General features: G+C 73.3%; 15 protein-coding genes. 8 read left to right on the forward strand and 7 right to left on the reverse strand.

Features of this window, described 5'->3' with window-relative positions; translation table 11 throughout:
• Positions 1–58 precede the first annotated feature (58 nt).
• Positions 59–1,183, forward strand: a complete 1,125-nt coding sequence (locus AB0937_RS05965) for a PLP-dependent cysteine synthase family protein (protein WP_366709756.1) — start codon at positions 59–61, stop codon at positions 1,181–1,183.
• A gap of 38 nt (positions 1,184–1,221) precedes the next feature.
• Here the strand turns inward: AB0937_RS05965 and AB0937_RS05970 are convergent, their stop codons facing one another.
• Positions 1,222–2,052 carry a DeoR/GlpR family DNA-binding transcription regulator gene (locus AB0937_RS05970; RefSeq protein ID WP_366709757.1) on the reverse strand — a complete coding sequence of 277 codons (831 nt, stop codon included), beginning with the start codon at positions 2,050–2,052 and terminating at the stop codon, positions 1,222–1,224.
• A gap of 425 nt (positions 2,053–2,477) precedes the next feature.
• Between AB0937_RS05970 and AB0937_RS05975 the strand changes: the two genes are divergently transcribed.
• On the forward strand, positions 2,478–4,739 hold the full coding sequence (locus tag AB0937_RS05975; protein WP_366710216.1) for a hypothetical protein: 2,262 nt from the start codon (positions 2,478–2,480) through the stop codon (positions 4,737–4,739).
• Positions 4,740–4,751: 12 nt separating this feature from the next.
• Here the strand turns inward: AB0937_RS05975 and AB0937_RS05980 are convergent, their stop codons facing one another.
• The 4 genes from AB0937_RS05980 to AB0937_RS05995 all read right to left on the reverse strand — a co-directional run bounded on the left by AB0937_RS05980 (position 4,752) and on the right by AB0937_RS05995 (position 9,484).
• Entirely contained in the window at positions 4,752–7,187 is a 2,436-nt protein-coding gene (locus AB0937_RS05980) for a right-handed parallel beta-helix repeat-containing protein (protein WP_366709758.1), read from the reverse strand.
• 229 nt (positions 7,188–7,416) lie between these two features.
• Entirely contained in the window at positions 7,417–8,022 is a 606-nt protein-coding gene (locus AB0937_RS05985) for a hypothetical protein (protein ID WP_366709760.1), read from the reverse strand.
• 163 nt (positions 8,023–8,185) lie between these two features.
• Positions 8,186–9,013: an MOSC N-terminal beta barrel domain-containing protein gene (locus AB0937_RS05990; protein ID WP_366709761.1), complete on the reverse strand. Its 828-nt coding sequence runs from the start codon at positions 9,011–9,013 to the stop codon at positions 8,186–8,188.
• 45 nt (positions 9,014–9,058) lie between these two features.
• Positions 9,059–9,484, reverse strand: a complete 426-nt coding sequence (locus tag AB0937_RS05995; RefSeq protein WP_366709762.1) for a DUF6643 family protein — start codon at positions 9,482–9,484, stop codon at positions 9,059–9,061.
• Between the two features lie 298 nt (positions 9,485–9,782).
• On the opposite strand from AB0937_RS05995, the gene AB0937_RS06000 reads away from it, so the two are divergent.
• Positions 9,783–11,114 carry a TerD family protein gene (locus AB0937_RS06000; protein ID WP_366710218.1) on the forward strand — a complete coding sequence of 444 codons (1,332 nt, stop codon included), beginning with the start codon at positions 9,783–9,785 and terminating at the stop codon, positions 11,112–11,114.
• A 16-nt stretch (positions 11,115–11,130) separates the two neighbouring features.
• Here AB0937_RS06000 and AB0937_RS06005 read toward each other — a convergent pair whose 3' ends face one another.
• Positions 11,131–12,321, reverse strand: coding sequence for a glycosyltransferase (locus AB0937_RS06005; protein WP_366709764.1), 1,191 nt, complete (start codon positions 12,319–12,321; stop codon positions 11,131–11,133).
• 39 nt (positions 12,322–12,360) lie between these two features.
• Here AB0937_RS06005 and AB0937_RS06010 point away from each other — a divergent pair, with 39 nt between their 5' ends.
• Positions 12,361–13,146 carry an aspartate/glutamate racemase family protein gene (locus AB0937_RS06010; protein WP_366709765.1) on the forward strand — a complete coding sequence of 262 codons (786 nt, stop codon included), beginning with the start codon at positions 12,361–12,363 and terminating at the stop codon, positions 13,144–13,146.
• Between the two features lie 115 nt (positions 13,147–13,261).
• Positions 13,262–13,816: a hypothetical protein gene (locus tag AB0937_RS06015; protein WP_366709766.1), complete on the forward strand. Its 555-nt coding sequence runs from the start codon at positions 13,262–13,264 to the stop codon at positions 13,814–13,816.
• Positions 13,817–13,887: 71 nt separating this feature from the next.
• Here AB0937_RS06015 and AB0937_RS06020 read toward each other — a convergent pair whose 3' ends face one another.
• Positions 13,888–14,961, reverse strand: a complete 1,074-nt coding sequence (locus AB0937_RS06020; protein WP_366709767.1) for an O-antigen ligase family protein — start codon at positions 14,959–14,961, stop codon at positions 13,888–13,890.
• Between the two features lie 214 nt (positions 14,962–15,175).
• Between AB0937_RS06020 and lnt the strand changes: the two genes are divergently transcribed.
• The 3 genes from lnt to AB0937_RS06035 all read left to right on the forward strand — a co-directional run bounded on the left by lnt (position 15,176) and on the right by AB0937_RS06035 (position 18,195).
• Positions 15,176–16,792 carry an apolipoprotein N-acyltransferase gene (gene lnt, locus AB0937_RS06025; RefSeq protein WP_366709769.1) on the forward strand — a complete coding sequence of 539 codons (1,617 nt, stop codon included), beginning with the start codon at positions 15,176–15,178 and terminating at the stop codon, positions 16,790–16,792.
• 68 nt (positions 16,793–16,860) lie between these two features.
• Entirely contained in the window at positions 16,861–17,340 is a 480-nt protein-coding gene (locus tag AB0937_RS06030; RefSeq protein ID WP_366709771.1) for an NUDIX domain-containing protein, read from the forward strand.
• Positions 17,341–17,394: 54 nt separating this feature from the next.
• Complete coding sequence (locus AB0937_RS06035) at positions 17,395–18,195, forward strand: 3-hydroxybutyrate dehydrogenase (protein ID WP_366709773.1); 801 nt, start codon at positions 17,395–17,397, stop codon at positions 18,193–18,195.
• Positions 18,196–18,227: the final 32 nt, after the last annotated feature.

Consider the following 18,227-nt stretch of genomic DNA (forward strand, 5'->3'; position numbering starts at 1 on the left):
ATGATCGGGGGTGTCGGCCGCGCGACGCGTCGTCGGCGCGCAGCGATAGGAGCCCTCCGTGAGTACTTCCCCGCAGATCCGCACCGGTGTGACCCTCGACGTCGACCACAGCGACGCCGCCTATCGGACCTGGCTCAAAGAAGCCGTCCGCAGAGTCCAGGCCGATGCCAATCGCTCGGCCGACACCCACCTACTGCAGTTCCCGTTGCCCCAGCGGTGGGGCATCGACCTGTATCTGAAGGACGAGTCGACCCACCCCACCGGCAGCCTCAAGCACCGCCTCGCCCGTTCCCTCTTCCTCTACGGCCTCTGCAACGGCTGGATCCGGCCGGACCGGCCGGTCATCGAGGCCTCCAGCGGCTCGACGGCCGTCTCCGAGGCGTACTTCGCGAAGCTGATCGGCGTGCCCTTCATCGCCGTCATGCCGCGTACGACGAGCGCCGAGAAGATCCGCCTCATCGAGTTCCACTCCGGCCGATGTCACTTCGTGGACGACCCCCGCACGATGTACGAGGAGTCCGCCCGCCTCGCGGCCGAGACCGGCGGCCACTACATGGACCAGTTCACCTACGCCGAACGGGCCACGGACTGGCGCGGGAACAACAACATCGCCGAGTCCATCTTCCGCCAGCTGCGGCTGGAGCGGTTCCCCGAGCCGGCGTGGATCGTCGCCACGGCGGGCACCGGCGGCACTTCCGCGACCCTCGCGCGCTACGTCCACTACATGCAGTACGACACCCGCGTCTGCGTGGCCGACCCCGAGAACTCGTGCTTCTTCGAGGGCTGGACCACCGGCGATCCGGACGTCACCTGCGACTGCGGCTCCCGTATCGAGGGCATCGGCCGGCCCCGTATGGAACCCAGCTTCGTGCCCGGCGCGATCGACCGGATGATGAAGGTGCCCGACGCGGCCAGCGTCGCCGCCGTACGGGCCCTGGAGCGCGCCATCGGCCGCAAGGCCGGCGGATCGACCGGCACCGGGCTGTGGAGCGCGCTGAAGATCGTCGCCGAGATGGTGTCCGAGGGCCGGCAGGGCAGCGTCGTGACGCTGCTGTGCGACCCGGGGGACCGGTACCTCGACAAGTACTACTCGGACGCCTGGCTGGCCGCCCAGGGTCTGGACATCGAGCCCTACACGGCCGCCATCGACTCGCTCCTGGAGACGGGCGTCTGGCCCGACTGAGCCCGGCCCCCGGGCTCTCGACGGCCGGTCCGGCGCGGTCAGGCGTCCGCGTCGTCCTCGGGCTCCCCGGCCACCACCAGGCGCCGCAGATGCTCCGCGACCACGCCACGCGCCTCCTCCGGCAGGCCGGCATCCGTCACGAGCGTGTCCACGTGCTCCAGCGTGGCGAACGAACTCAGGCCCACCTTGCCCCACTTGGTGTGGTCCGCGACCACGACCACCCGGCGCGCCGACTGCACGAGCCGCCGGTTCGTCTCCGCCTCCGCGAGATTCGGTGTCGACAGGCCGGCCTCGACCGATATGCCGTGCACCCCGAGGAACAGCAGGTCGAAGTGGAGCGCCGCGATCGCCTGGTCGGCGACCGGCCCCACCAGCGAGTCGGAGGGCGTGCGCACCCCGCCCGTCAGCACCACCGTGGCCGCGCCCTGCCGCGGGCCGGACGTGCGCTGCGCCGCGTGGAACACATCGGCGACCCGCACCGAGTTGGTGACCACCGTCAGGTCCGGCACGTCCTGCAGCTGATGCGCCAGCGCGAACGTCGTCGTACCACCCGACAGCGCGATCGCCGAGCCCGGCGCGACCAGCTTGGCGGCGGCGCGTGCGATGTCCTCCTTGGCTGTCAGCTCCAGACCGGACTTGGCCTCGAAGCCGGGTTCGTGCGTACTCGCCTCGACAACGGGGACCGCGCCGCCGTGCACCTTCTCCAGCACGCCTTGGCGGGCGAGCGCGTCGAGGTCGCGGCGGACCGTCATGTCCGACACGCCGAGCTTGCGGGTCAGCTCGTTGACCCGGACACCGCCCCGGCGGCGGACCTCGTCGAGGATCAGGGATCGCCGCTGCTCCGCGAGGAGGTTCTGATTCTCGCTCACGTACGCTCCGGTCCTTTCGCCTCAGTGCCGTCGACACACCCCGCACACCGGCTCCTACGGGACATTCTTCCCGGCCGCGATGCGAGGACGCCCCATCCTCGCATGTCGAGGGCCGGACAGCGCCACCGCCCGCTCGTCGCACTCCCGCCACCCGGCGTTCGTCTCCACGCTCCGGTTTCATCACAGATCGGGGAGATTCCGTGACAGGGGGTGTGCGGCGCGGTGGAACCGGAGATCCTTGTGCCCGCACGGGCAGAGCCGACGGCGTGTCATGGGGGAAGTGCGAAGCAGTGGAACACGCGCAGGAACACGCGCACGAATACGAGTCGACCGGGGGACCGGACGGTCCCGCCGCGGGGCGCGGCGAGAGCGGAACCGCCCTGGAACTCCTCGTCCACGGCGTGGGCGGCACCACGCCGCAGGAGATGCTCAACGATCCGCGGACGGTGCGGATCACCGGCGACCACATCGCGGCCGTCTTCCGGCGCGCCGACGACGTCGACGCCGAGCACAGCCCCGACCGCCGCCGCGACCGACCGGTGCCCGAGGCCTACGTGTGGTGCAACCTCACTTCCGGCAACGGGACCCGTGCCCTGTGGCTGTTGCTGCTGCCGTTCATGGTCGTCAACCTCGCCCACTGGATGCGCCCCACCGCCCACGGCCGCCGCCGCACCGTGCGCCTGTACGGCCTCCTGGTGCGGCTCGCGGGACTCACCCTGACGGTGCTGCTCGTCGCGGCCGCCTGCGAAGTCGCCCTCGACCTCGCGGCCTGGCAGTGCGCGGGCACGGCCCCGTGCGCCGACCGCCACTCCTGGCTGGGCTTCCTCTCACCCACCGTCTCGGACGGCGGCTGGTGGAGCGCCCCCGGCCGCCGGCTCGCCCTCGCCTCCGTCGTCCCCACCGCCCTGACCGTCCTGCTGTGGTACCTGTCCCGGCGCACGTGGAGCGACTACGAGTCCCAGCAGCCCATCGAACGGGCGCCGGAGCCCGAGGGTGACGGCGGCGCGACCGCCCTCGGCCGGCCCGGGTTCTGGTACGGGCGCCGGCTCGTGGCCCGGCTGCGCGCCGCGCACACCGCCGCCGGCCTGATCACGGTCGCCGCCGCCGTGGGCAGCGCCGCCGCCCGCCACGACCGCCGCCCCGGCGGCCCCGCCGTACTCGACACCCTGGGACTGGTTCTGGAAGCGGCCCTCGCGGCCTGCGCGGTCGCCGTGGTGTGGGTGGTGTGCCGCCGCGGCCGCAGCGAGAGACGGCTGGACCGCACACTCGACGAGCGCTTCGTACGGCGCCTGCCGCTCGCCGCGCTCGTCCTGCTCGCCCTCGCCGTGGTGTACGCCGGGTGGGAGCGCCCCGGGTGGAGGTCGGAGGGCCGGCTGCCGGGTGACACGACCTTCGGCGGGATCGCCCTGGTCCAGGGCCTGCTCGTGATCGTCCTCGGGGTCGTCGCCCATGTCCTGCACCGCACCGATCCCGACCGGCGGGCCGTGCTGCGGGGCCTGGGCGGACCCGCGGTGGCGATGCTGGCCTGCGCGCTCGGCGGGGTGATGTCCGGCGGCGTCTCCCAGCGCGTGTCCGACTGGCTGGACGGCACCGGGGCGTCGATCGAGGGCCCGCCGGTGCTGCTGACCTGGCAGGCGTCGGTGATCCCGCCGCTGCTGGTCGTGCTGCTCGGGCTGATCGGCTGGCTGGCCCACCGCGCCTGGCAGCTCGCCCGCGCCGAGCGCGTCACGGTGGCACGCGACTACCCGGACGAGGCCCAGGACCGCGCCAGGACCCGCCGCATCGCCTACACCCGGGCGATGGCCTCGCTCACCGACCGCGGACCCCGCATCGTCGCCGTCACCTCCGGTGTCACCCTGCTGCTCGGCGCCGCAGCCCTCGTGGGCGCCCTCGCCACCGACGAGACCCCCGGCGAGGCCGCGCAGGGCACCTACCCCGTCGTCCACGGCGCCGCCGAGACCGCCCAGGCCCTCGGCTCCTGGCTGATCGGCCTCGGCTTCATACTCTTCGTCACCTGGGGCCGGCGCGCCTACAAGGACGCCGCTGCCCGCCGCACGATCGGCATCCTGTGGGACGTCGGCACGTTCTGGCCACGCGCCTCCCACCCCTTCGCCCCGCCCTGCTACGCCGAGCGCGCGGTGCCGGACCTGACCTGGCGGATGGCGACGTGGACCGGGACCACCGGCGGACGGCTGGTCATTTCCGGGCACTCGCAGGGCAGCGTGCTCGCCGCCGCCGCGGCCTGGCAACTCGCCCCCTCCGCACGCAAACGCGTCGCGCTCCTGACCTACGGCTCCCCGCTGGAGCGCCTCTACGGCCGCTGGTTCCCGGCGCACTTCGGGCCCGCGGCGCTCAGCTCCCTGCACCGGGACGTCGACTGCTGGCGCAACCTGTACCGGCTCACCGACCCCATCGGCGGCCCGATGCGACTGCCCGGCGCGCAGGTCGACCACGCCCCTTTGACGGACCCCCTCGCCTATGGCCGTACCGCGCTCCTGCCACTGCCCGCGCCGATCCTCGGCCACTCCGACTACCAGGCCGACCCGGTCTTCGCCGAGGAACGCCGCACCCTGCTGGCCCGACTGCGGCCGACGGCCCCGGACGTCCCCGGAGGGGAGGCTTCGCAGCGACCGGAGGCGCCGGACGTGCCTTCGCCACGGCACGAGCCCGAGCCGCCCGCCGCATAGGCGGGCGCGTCCTCAGAGCAACTCGGGCAGATCCTCGGCGTAGAGCAGCGTCAGGTCGTCCTTGCTCGGCTCCGGGAGCTGGGCGACCCGGCTCGCGTGCCGCTCGACCATGGCCTCGAACGTCTGCCGCGCGGTGCGGCCGTTGCCGAACGCCGGGCCCTTCGGGAGCACGGTGAAGTACTTCCCCAGCGCCTCCGCGGTGCCCGGCGCGAGCCGGTACTCGTGCTCCTCCGCCTGCTGCTCCACGATCCGCAGCAGGTCCTCGGGCCCGTAGTCGCTGAAGGTGATGGTCCGTGAGAAGCGGGACGCCACACCCGGGTTGACGGACAGGAACCGCTCCATCTCGGCCGTGTAGCCCGCGACGATCACCACGACCGCGTCCCGGTGGTCCTCCATCAGCTTCACGAGCGTGTCGATGGCCTCCTTGCCGAAGTCGCGGCCCGCGTCCTCCGGGGAGAGCGCGTACGCCTCGTCGATGAACAGCACGCCCCCGCGCGCCTTCTCGAAAGCCTCCTGGGTGCGGATCGCTGTCGAGCCGATGTGCTCGCCGACCAGGTCCACCCGCGACACCTCGACCAGGTGGCCCTTCTCCAGCACACCGAGAGAGGCGAGGATCTCGCCGTAGAGCCGCGCCACCGTCGTCTTGCCGGTGCCGGGGGAACCGGTGAAGACCAGGTGCCGCTTGACCGAGGCGGCCTTCAGGCCGGCCTGCTGACGGCGCCGGCCGACCTCGATCATGTCGGTGAGGGCGCGCACCTCGCGTTTGACGCTCTCCAGGCCCACCAGCGCGTCCAGTTCACCGAGGACATCCTTGGAGGAGCGGGCCGGTGACTCGGGCTCGGAGACCGGTGCCGGGGGCTCCGGTTCCGTGCGCTGTCCCGGGACCGCGCCCAGCAGGCCCGCCGAGTGGCTCACCGTCTGCACGGCCGTCTCCCGCGCCGCGGACGCCCGCAGCCCCGCGCTCTCGTCGCTCGTGCAGTCCTCGACGAGCGGACCCGCCCCGGACGTCGCGTCGGCGCCGCTGTCCGCGAACTCGTACCCCCCGCGCGCGCACCGCTCCGTGCGGCACTTGCGCAGCGTCGTCCGGCTGCCGTCGATGACGTGGAAGCCGTAGCCGCCGCTGCCCGTCACCCGGCAGTTCAGGAAACTTCCGCGGCCGCCGGCCGAGACGTAGACACCGGCCTCGGCGGGGGAGTCGATCGTGCAGCGCTCCACCGTGGGGTCGGCGCCCTTGGTGACGATCACGCCGGTCTGGGTGCCGTCCACCGTGCAGCCGCTGAGCGTGCCGCCGCTGCCGTGGTCACGGAACCAGGCGCCCGTCGCCGCGTCGCGGATCCGGCAGTCGTCGAGCTGCGCCGTCGCCCCGTCGCTCACCGACACGGCCGTGTTGCGCACCTGCGACAGGTCGGTGTCGACGACGTCCGCGCGCGAGCCGCGGTCGAGGACGAACAGTGCGTCCGGCACGTCGTGCACCCGGCAGGAGTCCAGTACGGCGGTGGCGCCGTCGCTGACCCACACCGCCGGGTAGTCGCCCGTGCTGTCGAAGATCTCGCACTGGTTGGCGTCCACCCGCGTGCCCGGGTCCCACACCGACAGGCCGTTGCGCCCGAACTGCCGCACGGTGGTGCGGGTCAGTGTGAGAACGGAACGGGAGCGCAGGTCGACGGCGTTCTCCGGGACGTCGTGGATGCGGCAGTCGGCGAGCGTCAGCACCGCGTCCGTGTCGAGCGTGACGCCGTCGGAGGTCGTGCGGTGCACATCGCAGTCGGTGAGGTGTGCGGTGGCCCGGCCGGTGATCTGCACACCGCTGCCCCGGACTTCGTACACCTCGCAGCCCACGGCTTCCAGCGCCGAGTTCTCCCCGGTCGCCGACAGGCCCGAGCCCGCGGTGTGGTGCACCCGGCAGCGCTCCAGTCGCGGGTGGGCCCCGCCGCTCACCGCCACCCCCGCCTGGCCGGCCGCGACGACCTCGCATTCCTCGAACACCCCGCCCGCGCCGTCGAGTACGGCGATGCCGACGCCCGCCGGATTGTCGACGGCACAACGCCGCACCGTGGGCCGGGCGCTGCCGCGCACCTCGATGCCGGCCGCCGACCGCGTCACGACCCGCACGTCCCGCAGCTCCGGGGTGCCTTCCTCCACGAGCACGGCCGGGGCGGCCGCGTCCTGGCCCTCCACGTGCAGGTCCTGCACCACCGCCGAAGCGCGCACGGTCAGCGGCACGCCGTCCACGGGCGCGATCCGCACCGAGCCGGGAGAGCCGTCGGGGCCGCGCAGGGTCACCGCGCGCTGCAGGACGAGGTTCTCCCGGTAGGTGCCGGGCGCGACGGTGAGGACGTCGCCGTCGGTCGCGGCCTCCAGGGCGGCTGCGAGCGATGCGTACTCACCCGTGCGGCGCCGCCACCGCGACGTGCCGGTGTGCGTCACCTGGACCGTGCCCTGTGCCATGGTGTAGCTGTGCCCCCACCTCGGTCGTACGGATGGCTCGTCCGCCTGCGGGGCGCTTCGGCCGGGGTCGCGACCGCGACCGAGCCCGGACCTCGGGGCCTGGGCGCGCACGCGGCATCGACACCGGCGCGTCCTCGAGGCTCGCTCGCGCGCGGGTTGTTGCCGAACGGTTCGGCCGGACCACCGTAGCGTGCGCGCGGCTGGTGGGTTGACCAGAGCCGGAAGGCTGTCAGCTGCCGGCGCCCGTCCTGCCCCAGTCCGGGCCCGCCTTGTCCCATGCCTGGTCCCAATGGGCGTACCGGCGGCGGACCATGCGCCAGACGATCAGCCGTCTGCCGCCTTCGACGAGACCGCCCGCCGCCAGGGCCGCGCCGAAGCCCGCGAGGACCGCGTGCGTGGAGGCGGTCGCGGAGTCGAGCGGGCGGGGAACCATCCGGCCGTGCCGGTCGGTCCATATCCGGAACACATCGCCCTGTTGCGGGTCCTTGAGGCTCGACAGCACCGGTCCCTGGTGCGCCGTGCCGTCCGGCGCGGTCCAGTCGGCGAGGACGCGGGTGCGCAGATCCCGGCCCGAGGAGGTCTCCGGATCGGCGTCCAGCGGGGAGCGGTCCAGCTTGCGGACCACGGTGGCGGTCACCAGATGCCGCGCCTCGTGCTGCGCCCGCACGGAGCGCTGCAGCGCGTCCTGAGTCGATTCCCCGACGAGTGAGCCGACGACCGGCGCCGCCAGCAGGATCAGCAGCAGGGCGGCCAGTGCCACCCAGGCCTCGGCCAGGTCGGTCGCGCGGCAGAGCGGATTGCGCCGCCAGCGCCAGAGTCCGCTGATCGCTCGCACCGCCTGCACCCCCTTCCCGCTCCGTGATACTCCCCGGCGGAGCCGTCCACGCACGGACCCGTCGAAGAGAGAGCGAAGTCACCTCTCCCCAGGGTCTCTCATGAATTTCTCACACAAGCTCAACGCCCGGTCCGGCGTCACGGTTCCCGCTCCGCTCGAAGAGCTACTCGAGGATCCTGAGCGGGTCGCCGAGCCGGATCGTGCCGCCCGACAGCGGTACCAGGTTCTGTCCGAAGATCAGCTTGCCGTCGAGCCGGCGGTGCCGTCCCAGACTGAACAGGGGCTCGTGGCCCCGCTCGCCGGTGCCCTGGTCGGTGGTGGTCACCACGCACCGGCCGCACGGCCCGGCGACACGGAACACCACGTCCCCGATGGCGATGCGCGACCAGTCGTCCTCGGCCCACGCGGGGGTGCCGGCCACGACCACGCTCGGCCGGAAGCGGTTCATGGGCAGCGGGCCCTCGGCGGCGTACTCGCCTTGTGCGATCAGGGAGTTGAGGGCGTCGAGCGAAGCCGTCGTGGTGAGCAGCAGGGGGAAGGCGTCGGCGAAGGAGACGGTCTCGCCGGGGTGCGCGTACTCAGGGTCGAGAGGGCGGCGCGTGGCCGGTTCGTCCAGGTACACCAGGCGTGCGTCGACGCCCAGGTAGGAACTGCACCAGTCGTGCGCGGCGTCGCCCTCGGCGGGGATCGCCTCGACCTTGTCGCGGAAGATCTCCACCGGCACGGCGGCGGAGCACCGGGGAACGGGCACCGACAACGCCGGCATGCCGGGCGCGGACAGCCGGACGCCACCACCGGGCAGAAGCCCGGCGGCGGCGCGCGTGAGTCGCGGATGACGGCGCTGTGTGACGACCCTTCCCCCGTGGTCGATCAGCACCCAGCGCCGGTCTCCGGCCAGCCCCCAGGGCTCCACGACGGCCTCCCGGGGCGCCAGGCCCCGGACCGCCTTGACCGGATGGACGTGGATCGAGTGCAGGTGAGCGTTCCCCATGGGGCCATCGTGCCAGCCGGCGCCGACGGCCCCCGGTAGGGCGGCTCAGTACCCGCGGTACTGCTGGCTGTTGTACGGGTCCTGGTAGGGAGCCGGGGCCGGCCGGGGAGCCGCGGGGCGCATCGCCTCGTAGCCCGCGGGCGCCGCCGGACGCGGCTGTTGCTGCGGGCCGGGGTAGCCGCGCGGAGCGGTGGCCTGCTGCGGGATGTACGCCGCGGGCGCCTGCTGCAGCGGGGAGGGCTGCTGCGCCTGCGGATAGCCGTAGGCGGACTGGGAGGGGGCTGCCGGAAGAGCGGGCAGCGCCGACGGGAGCGCGGGCAGGCTGCTGCCCGGCATGTCGTACTGGGCGGGGACCCGGATCGGCGCGATCTGCGGGGTGCCCCGCTCGGCGACGAGCTTGTCGTAGATCGGGGTGTCCGGGAAGGAGGCGGAGTAGTAGCCGCCGCCATAGGTGGAGCGGGGGGAGGTCATGGCACATAAGTTAAGCCAACGATGTGCTGATTGGGGAGACCGATAAGAGGGTTGTTTTCCGTGTCCACGGTGACCCGGGACCCCCAATGCGAGCGAACTCGCCAAAAAGGGGCGCACAGCGGGGTCCTGATCGTGTATAGGCCGAGTTCCGGGCGGGTTACCGGCGGTTGGCCGACGGCTCTTCCGGGTGCTCACGCATGGGACTTCGCCGCGCCAAGGAATAGGTTGTGCGCACGGAACTCGACGGACGGCCGGGACGGGCCCGGCGCGGTGCGACGCAATGGGGGCGGACATGCAAATGCTGAAAGGTTCAAATACTCCGGTGCCGACCGCCGCGTTGCGGGTGGAATTGGGGTGGCGGGCCGGAGCGGGCGTGCCCGACGCCGACGCGTCCGCTTTGCTGCTGGCAAGCGGCAGGGTCCGCTCGGACGCGGACTTCGTCTTCTACAACCAGCCCCGGCACTCGTCCGGGGCGATCCGGCACGAGGGCAAGCGCACCACCGACGGGCGGGTGACCGACACGCTCCTCGTCGACCTCGCGCGCGTGGAGCCCGCGATCGAGACGGTCGTTCTCGCCGCCTCCGCCGACGGCGGCGCCTTCGGGCAGGTCCCCGGCCTGTACATCGAGGTCCAGGACGCCGCTCAGGGAAACCTGGTGGCCCGCTTCGACAACCCCGGTGCCACCACTGAAACCGCTTTCGTGCTGGGCGAGTTCTACCGTCGCCAGGGCGCCTGGAAGTTCCGTGCCGTCGGCCAGGGCTACAGCAGCGGACTCGAAGGGCTCGCCACGGACTACGGCATCACGGTGGACGAGCCGCAGCATGCGGCACCGGCACCGGCACCGGCCATGGCACCGGCACCGGCACCGGCACCGGCACCGGCACCGGCCATGGCGCCTGCGCCTCCCGCCGCCACGCCGCCCGCCGCGTACCCGCCCCCGCCGACGGCGCGGCCCACCGCTCCGCCCCCGCCCGCCGCGCCTCCCACGCCCGTGCGCCTCACCAAGGTGACACTCACCAAGGCGGCCCCTTCCGTCTCCCTCACCAAGCAGGGCGGCACCTCCGGAGCGCTGCACGTCAACCTCAACTGGGAAGTGCGCAAGCAGTTCTCGGGCTGGAGCAGCAAGTTCGGGCGCCCGACGGCGATGCACTCCGACCTCGACCTCGACCTGTGCGCGCTCTACGAACTCGACGACGGCAGCAAGGGCGTCGTACAGGCCCTCGGCAACGCCTTCGGAGCGCTGCACCGGCCGCCCTACATCCACCTCGACGGCGACGACCGCACCGGGGCCGTGTCCACGGGTGAGAACCTCACCGTCAATCTCGACCACAAGAACGCCTTCCGGCGCATCCTCGTCTTCGTCACCATCTACGAAGGCGCCCGCTCCTTCGCCGATCTGCACGCCTCGGTCACGCTCAGGCCCGAGCACGGAGCGCCGATCGAGTTCTCCCTCGACGAGTGCACGGTCCCCTCACTCGTGTGCGCGCTCGCCCTGATCACCAACACCGGCGGCGACCTGGTCGTCCAGCGGGAGGCGCGTTACCTGGTCCCCGAGCGCGGGGTGAGCCCGCAGCGGACCGTCGACCACGCCTACGGGTGGGGCATGAACTGGACCCCCGGCCGCAAGTGACCCCTGCGCCGGGCCGTCACCCCTCCTCGGGCACGGCGTCCGGGCGCGCGTAGGTGCGGCCCTTCCAGGCCGCGCCCCGCCCCCGGTAGTGCTGCACCGCCGAGTCGACGGTCATGAGGAGATAGAGGAACGCCGTGAACGGCAGCAGGGGGGCGAGCCACAGCGGCTGACGGTAGTAGCGGAGCATGGGGACGTACGTCCCCGCCATGACCAGCCACGCGAGACCTCCGAGGACCGGCGCCGCCGTACGGCCGGCGGCGAGACCTGCCAGGACCGCCACCGGCGGCACCAGATACACCAGCGCCAGCCCGGCGACCGTCCCGGCGAGCAGCAGCGGGTCGTGCCGCAGCTGGGCGTACGCGCTGCGCGAGACCATGCGCCACAGGTCGTGCAGCCGCGGATACGGACGCACGCTGTCCACCCGCTCGGCGAGCCCCAGCCAGACGCGGCCGCCGCCGCGCTTGACGGCCCGCGCGAGCGCCACGTCGTCGATCACGGCGTGCCGGATCGCGTCCGGGATCCGTGCCCGCTCCGCGGTCCTCGCCCGCAGCAGGACGCAGCCCCCGGCGGCGGCCGCGGTCCGGCCCGCCGCGGCGATCCGGCGGAAGGGGTAGAGCTGTGCGAAGAAATAGACGAACGCCGGCACCACGAGCCGTTCCCACACGCTCTCCACCCGGAGCCGGGCCATCTGCGAGACGACGTCGAACCCACCGGAACGGGCCGCCGCGACCAGCTCCCGCAGACTGTCCGGAGCGTGCGCGATGTCGGCGTCCGTCAGCAGCAGGTACTCGGGATCACGCGCGCGTGCCAGCCCGATGCCGTGGCGCACCGCCCACAGCTTGCCGGTCCAGCCCGCCGGGGGCTCGCCCGGCGAGCCCACCGTCAGCGGCAGCCCGCCGTGCCGGCGCGCCAGCTCACGCGCCAGCTCTCCGGTGCCGTCCGAGCTGCCGTCGTCGACGAGGAAGATCTCCGCCCGCCCCGGATAGTCCTGCGAGAGCAACGACGGCAGCGCGGCGGGCAGCACGGCCGCCTCGTCGCGGGCGGGGACGACGACGCACACCGACGGCCACGCGTCCGGCTCCGCACGCGACGGCAGGCGCACATCGGTGCGCCAGAAGAAGCCCTGGCCGAGCAGCAGCCACAACCAGGCGAGGAGTGATCCGGCGGCGGTCCACACAACGGCGCTCACGGCCGCAGTCTGCCCCACCGGACCTGTCCCGTACCGCTCATCGTCTATCGTGATCGGGTGAAGATCGCGCTCATGGACTCCGGAATCGGTCTGCTGGCGGCCACCGCCGCGGTACGGCGGCTGCGCCCCGACGCCGATCTCGTGCTCTCCCTGGACCCCGACGGCATGCCCTGGGGGCCGCGCACGCCCGAGGACCTGACCGAGCGTGCCCTGGCCGTCGCGGAGGCCGCCGCGGCACGCGGCCCCGAGGCCCTGATCGTCGGCTGCAACACCGCGACCGTGCACGCGCTCACCGCCCTGCGCGCCCGGCTCGAGCCGGAGCTCCCGGTCATCGGCACCGTCCCGGCCATCAAGCCGGCCGCGGCAGGCGGCGGGCACCTCGCCATCTGGGCCACCCCGGCCACCACGGGCAGTCCGTACCAGCAGAACCTGATCGAGGACTTCGCCGGCGGCGTGCCCGTCACCGAGGTGCCCTGCTGGGGCCTCGCCGAGGCGGTGGAGCACGCGGACGAGGAGGCGATCGACGCGGCCGTGGCCGCGGCCGCCGCCCTCACCCCGGCCGAGGTGACCACCGTCGTCCTCGGCTGCACCCACTACGAGCTGGTGGCCGAGCGCATCCGGGCCGCCGTCCAGCGCCCCGGCCGCCCGCCTCTCGTGCTCCACGGCTCCGCCGGGGCCGTGGCCGCCCAGGCCCTGCGCCGCCTCGGCCGGCAGCCCGCGCCCGGAGCCGCCCCCCACGGCACTCTCACCGTGCTGCTCAGCGGACGCGAGGGCACCCTGCCCGCCCCGGCGCTGGCGTACGCGGAGGGGCGTCTGCTGCAGGCGGTCACGCCCGCCGGCTGACCGGAGCCGCGGTCGCCGGCGGTCACCGGCCGACCCGTACCGCGCGGCGCCCACCCGGCGCAGTCACGCTCCGCCACGAGGTACCAGCGGAGCGAAACCTGAGTACCCTCAAAGCATGAGGGACCACCGCCACGGCGAGAACGCTCCCCAGCCGCACACGGACGTCTGGACCGGCCGTGCCACCAACCGGGTGCAGTGGCTGCTGGCGCTCGTGGGCGCCGCCTGCATGGCACTCGGCATCGAGCTGGCCGTCGACTCGGCGTGGACGTCCGGCGTCGCCCCGCTGGTGATGGCCGTCGTCGGGTGCATCGCCGCCGGGCTGCTGGTCCTCTTCGGAACGCTCGCCTTCGTGCACGTCGCCCTGCGGGTCGACCAGGAAAACCTCGAGGTGCGCTGCGGCCACATCGGCGTCCCCCGTCGCCGTATCCCGCTCTCCAGCGTGGTCGGCGCCACGTACATCTCCCATGTCACCCCCCGCCACTGGGGCGGCTGGGGTTACCGGTGGCGGCCCGAGAAGGGCACCGCGGTGGTCGTACGACGCGGTGAGGGCGTCGAACTGGAGCTGTGGGACGGGCACACCTTCACGATCACCGTCGACGACGCGGAGGCGGCCGTACGGGTGATCGAGGCTCGGCTGCGGCCCGGCAAGCCGGGCGCTCCCGCGCACTGAGCCGCCGGCCCGAGGGGACGGTCACGGCTGTGATCACCGGCCCGCGGTGCCGGACGCCAGGTGTCCGCCCATCACCGCGCGGGGGTGCGTCCCGCTCCGCGCGCCGGGATTCCCGCCGTACGGCTCGACGACTCGTCGGCGAGGGGCCGCGCCGTGGCCATGCCCGCCAGCAGGCCCGCACCGACGGACACCGCCGTGAAGCTCAGGGCGTTGCCGAGGGCGGCGATCGCGGCGAGCGCCGTCAGGGCGGCGCCCGCGGTGAGCGCCACCGGGGTCGGGCGCGGGCCGCGCCACAGGGCGTACAGCACCCAGCCGAACACCGCCGCGAGCAGGGCCGCCCCGACGATCCCCTGTTCCGCGGCCTGCTGCAGGGGCGCCGAGTGCGGCTTGTCGTCGGACAGCAAGGACTGCGCGGTCGCCGTGCTCAGTTCCCCGAAGCGGCCCGGGCCGGCCCCGGCCAGGGCGTCGTCCCCCAGCAGATGCCACGCGTCCTGCCACAGCCGCACGCGGTGCGGCGTCAGCCGTCCCTCCGCGGCCGCCACGAAGCCGCCCGGTACGGCCCGCGCGGCAATCGCCCAGACCAGACCGGTCACCAGGACGGCGACCGCGGCCAGCACGGCCATCCCGGCGCCCCGGTGACGCGTACGGCCGGCGGCCAGCGAGCACAGCAGCACCGCGAGACAGGTCACCGAGCCGCTGGTGGAGCCGAGCACGACGGCCAGCACCACGGTCCCGGCGGCCAGCAGCCGCAGGGTGAACCGAACGGCCGGAACCGGCGAGGCCCAGGCCGCGCAGCACGCGGCACCGGCCGACAGGGTCAGTACGGCGGCGGTGGCCCCCGCGTGCCCCAGGGGCGCCGCGATCTGCGGGCCCGGGGCGAGATGGGGAACGGCCACCGTCAGCGCCATGCCGGCCAGTGCTCCGGCGAAGGGCGCACCGACCGGGAGCAGCGCCCCGCTGATCCGCCCGGCGGCGTACCCGGCGGCCACGGCGAGCACCGCCAGGAGCACCCCCTCGGGCCTGCCGTCGTGCACGGCCGCCGTGATCAAGGACCAGGCGGCACAGGCGCCCAGCACCGCGACGCCCGCCGCGTCGGAAACGATTCGTCTGTCACCGTCCGCGTCCGGTCCGGACGCGGACGTCATCCCGCTGGAACCCACCCCGCCCGCCCCCCCGGCGCACCGTCGCCCCCGACTCGTGAAGACCCCGGTCGCACCGGCCGTAGGGCCGTACGAGCGAGGCTTGGCACACCGTAACGGCTGGTGGACGGTTTGGGGATGTGTCGTGACGAACTGAACAGGAAGTCCGTCGCGCGTACCGCGCTGTCGGCTCCCAGGTCACGCGCCTTAGACTCCGGGAGTGACCGTCACCGCAACCTCCGTCGGCGAGTCGGACCAGCTGGAGCCGCGCACCACGCCCGGGGCGCGGACGTGGGCCCAGCGGCTCGTGCGTCTCGTCCCGGCCGCCGCAGCCGCGCTCTCCGGCCTGCTCCTCTACGTCTCCTTCCCTCCCCGCACGCTGTGGTGGCTGGCCCTGCCGGCCTTCGGCGTCCTCGGCTGGCTGCTGCGCGGCCGCGGCTGGAAGGCGGCACTCGGCCTCGGCTACCTCTTCGGCCTCGGCTTCCTGCTGCCGCTGCTGGTGTGGACCGGAGTGGAGGTGGGCCCGGGCCCCTGGCTCGCCCTGGTGGCGATCGAGGCGCTCTTCGTCGCCGCGGTCGGCGCCGGGATCGCGGCCGTCTCGAAGCTGCCCGGCTGGCCGGTGTGGGCGGCGGCCGTGTGGATCGCCGGCGAGGCGGCACGCGCGCGTGCGCCCTTCAACGGCTTCCCCTGGGGGAAGATCGCCTTCGGCCAGGCCGACGGCGTGTTCCTGCCGCTCGCCGCGGTGGGCGGCACCCCCGTGCTGGGCTTTGCCGTCGTCCTGTGCGGCTTCGGGCTGTACGACGTGGTCCGGCTGGCCGTGCGATGGCGGAGGACCGGTGCGGTGCGGCGTGGCGCGGCGGCCGTGGGCCTGCTGAGCCTGGCCGTCCCCGTGGTGGGCGCCGTCGCGGCCCGGCCGCTCGTCAGCGACACGGCCGAGGACGGCACTGCCACCGTCGCCGTGATCCAGGGCAACGTGCCGCGCGCCGGCCTCGACTTCAACTCCCAGCGGCGGGCCGTACTCGACTACCACGCGCGCGAGACCGAACGGCTGGCCGCCGAGGTCGAGGCGGGCAAGGTCGCGCGACCCGACTTCGTGCTCTGGCCGGAGAATTCCTCCGACATCGACCCCTTCGCCAACCCCGACGCCCGCGCCGTCATCGACAGGGCCGCCAAGTCCATCGGCGTGCCCGTCTCGGTCGGCGGCGTCGTCGAGCGGGACGGCAGGCTCTACAACGAGCAGATCCTCTGGGACCCGGCCAAGGGGCCCGTGAACACCTACGACAAGCGCCAGATCCAGCCCTTCGGCGAGTACCTGCCGCTGCGTTCGCTCATCGGCGCCGTCAACAAGAACTGGGCGTCGATGGTCCGCCAGGACTTCAGCCGGGGCACCGAGCCGGGCGTCTTCACCATGGACGGCGCCAAGGTCGGCCTCGTCACCTGCTACGAAGCGGCCTTCGACTGGACCGTGCGCTCCGAGGTCACCGACGGCGCCCAGATGATCTCCGTGCCCAGCAACAACGCCACCTTCGACCGCAGCGAGATGACCTACCAGCAACTCGCCATGTCCCGGGTCCGCGCGGTCGAGCACAGCCGCACCGTGACGGTGCCCGTGACCAGCGGTGTCAGCGCGATCATCATGCCGGACGGCAACATCACGCAGAGGACCGGCATGTTCGTGGCCGACTCCCTGGTGCAGAAGGTGCCGCTGCGGTCGTCCCAGACCCCCGCCACGCGGCTCGGCACCCTGCCGGAGATCGCCCTCGTCCTGGTCGCGGCCGGCGGCCTCGGATGGGCCGTCGGCGCCGGGCTGCGCGGGCGACGCGCCGGTGGCGTGTAGCCGTACGCCCGTCGCACGCCGTTTGAAGCGCGCCAGGACGCCGTGAGCGGCCCGTTAGGGTCGACGGCATGGCTACTCCCGACTTCATCCGCACCCTCCGCGCCTCGGCCGGTCAGCAGTTGCTCTGGCTCCCCGGAGTCACCGCCCTCGTCTTCGACGACAAGGGGAGAGTGCTGCTCAACCGCCGTGCCGACACCGGCAAGTGGTCCGTGCTCGGTGGCATCCCCGACCCGGGGGAGCAGCCCGCCGCCTGCGCGGTGCGTGAGGTCTACGAGGAGACGGCCGTACGCTGCGTCGCCGAACGGGTCGTCGTCGTCCAGGCCCTGGCCCCCGTCACCTACGAGAACGGCGACATCTGCCAGTACATGGACATCACCTTCCGCTGCCGGGCCGTCGGCGGAGAGGCACGGGTCAACGACGACGAGTCGCTGGACGTGGCCTGGTTCGACATCGACGCGCTGCCCGAACTGAACGAGTTCGGCCTGCACCGGATCAAGCAAGCCCTGTCGGGTGCCCCCACATGGTTCGACCCCACTGCCTCCAGCTGAACTATGGGGCATGACCACATGGGGTGGGGCGCGGGCGCTGCCTAGGGTCGAACCATGACCGCGCACCGTGCCCTCCCCGCCCCCCACGCCTCCCCGCTCGACCTGGGTGGCCGCACCGCGCTCGTCACCGGCGCCGCCGGCGGCATCGGCCGTGCCTGCGCGCTGCGGCTCGCGGCGGCCGGGGCCAAGGTGAGAGCCGTCGACCGGGACGCGGCGGGTCTGGAGGCCCTGGCCGGCCAGGCCCACGGCCTCGCTGGAACGGTGGAGCCGCACGTCCTCGACCTCACCGACCTGGACGCCGCCGAGCTCGCCGCCGCGGGCACCGACGTCCTCGTCAACAACGCCGGGCTCCAACTGGTCCGCCCCATCGAGGAGTTCCCGCCCGAGGTCTTCCACACGGTGCTCACCGTGATGCTGGAGGCACCGTTCCGGCTCATCCGCGGCGCCCTGCCCCACATGTACGGGCAGGGGTGGGGCCGTGTGGTGAACGTGTCCTCCGTGCACGGGCTGCGCGCCTCGGCCTACAAGTCGGCCTATGTGGCGGCCAAACACGGGCTGGAGGGCCTGTCCAAGACCACCGCCCTCGAAGGCGCGCCCCACGGTGTCACCTCGAACTGTGTGAACCCCGCCTATGTGCGCACCCCACTGGTGGAGAAGCAGCTCGCCGACCAGGCACAGGCGCACGGCATCCCCGAGGAACGCGTCCTGTCCGAGGTGCTGCTGCAGGACAGCGCCGTCAAACGGCTCATCGAACCGGAGGAGGTCGCCGAGGCCGTGGCGTATCTCTGCAGTCCGCAGGCGTCCTTCGTGACCGGCGCCTCGCTCGTGCTCGACGGTGGCTGGACCGCCCACTGAGCGGCCGCTCCCGTCGGCCCGCGGAGTTGTCC

Source organism: Streptomyces sp. NPDC047880, assembly GCF_040706515.1.
Lineage (GTDB): Bacteria > Actinomycetota > Actinomycetes > Streptomycetales > Streptomycetaceae > Streptomyces.

Excerpts from the sequence above, each read along its gene's own strand:
- AB0937_RS05975 (WP_366710216.1), top strand. The coding sequence starts at position 2,478 with ATGCTCAACGATCCGCGGACGGTGCGGATCACCGGCGACCACATCGCG.
- AB0937_RS05980 (WP_366709758.1), bottom strand. The coding sequence starts at position 7,187 with ATGGCACAGGGCACGGTCCAGGTGACGCACACCGGCACGTCGCGGTGG.
- AB0937_RS05990 (WP_366709761.1), bottom strand. The coding sequence starts at position 9,013 with ATGGGGAACGCTCACCTGCACTCGATCCACGTCCATCCGGTCAAGGCG.
- AB0937_RS05995 (WP_366709762.1), bottom strand. The coding sequence starts at position 9,484 with ATGACCTCCCCCCGCTCCACCTATGGCGGCGGCTACTACTCCGCCTCC.
- AB0937_RS06000 (WP_366710218.1), top strand. The coding sequence starts at position 9,783 with ATGCTGAAAGGTTCAAATACTCCGGTGCCGACCGCCGCGTTGCGGGTG.
- AB0937_RS06015 (WP_366709766.1), top strand. The coding sequence starts at position 13,262 with ATGAGGGACCACCGCCACGGCGAGAACGCTCCCCAGCCGCACACGGAC.
- AB0937_RS06020 (WP_366709767.1), bottom strand. The coding sequence starts at position 14,961 with ATGACGTCCGCGTCCGGACCGGACGCGGACGGTGACAGACGAATCGTT.
- AB0937_RS06030 (WP_366709771.1), top strand. The coding sequence starts at position 16,861 with ATGGCTACTCCCGACTTCATCCGCACCCTCCGCGCCTCGGCCGGTCAG.
- AB0937_RS06035 (WP_366709773.1), top strand. The coding sequence starts at position 17,395 with ATGACCGCGCACCGTGCCCTCCCCGCCCCCCACGCCTCCCCGCTCGAC.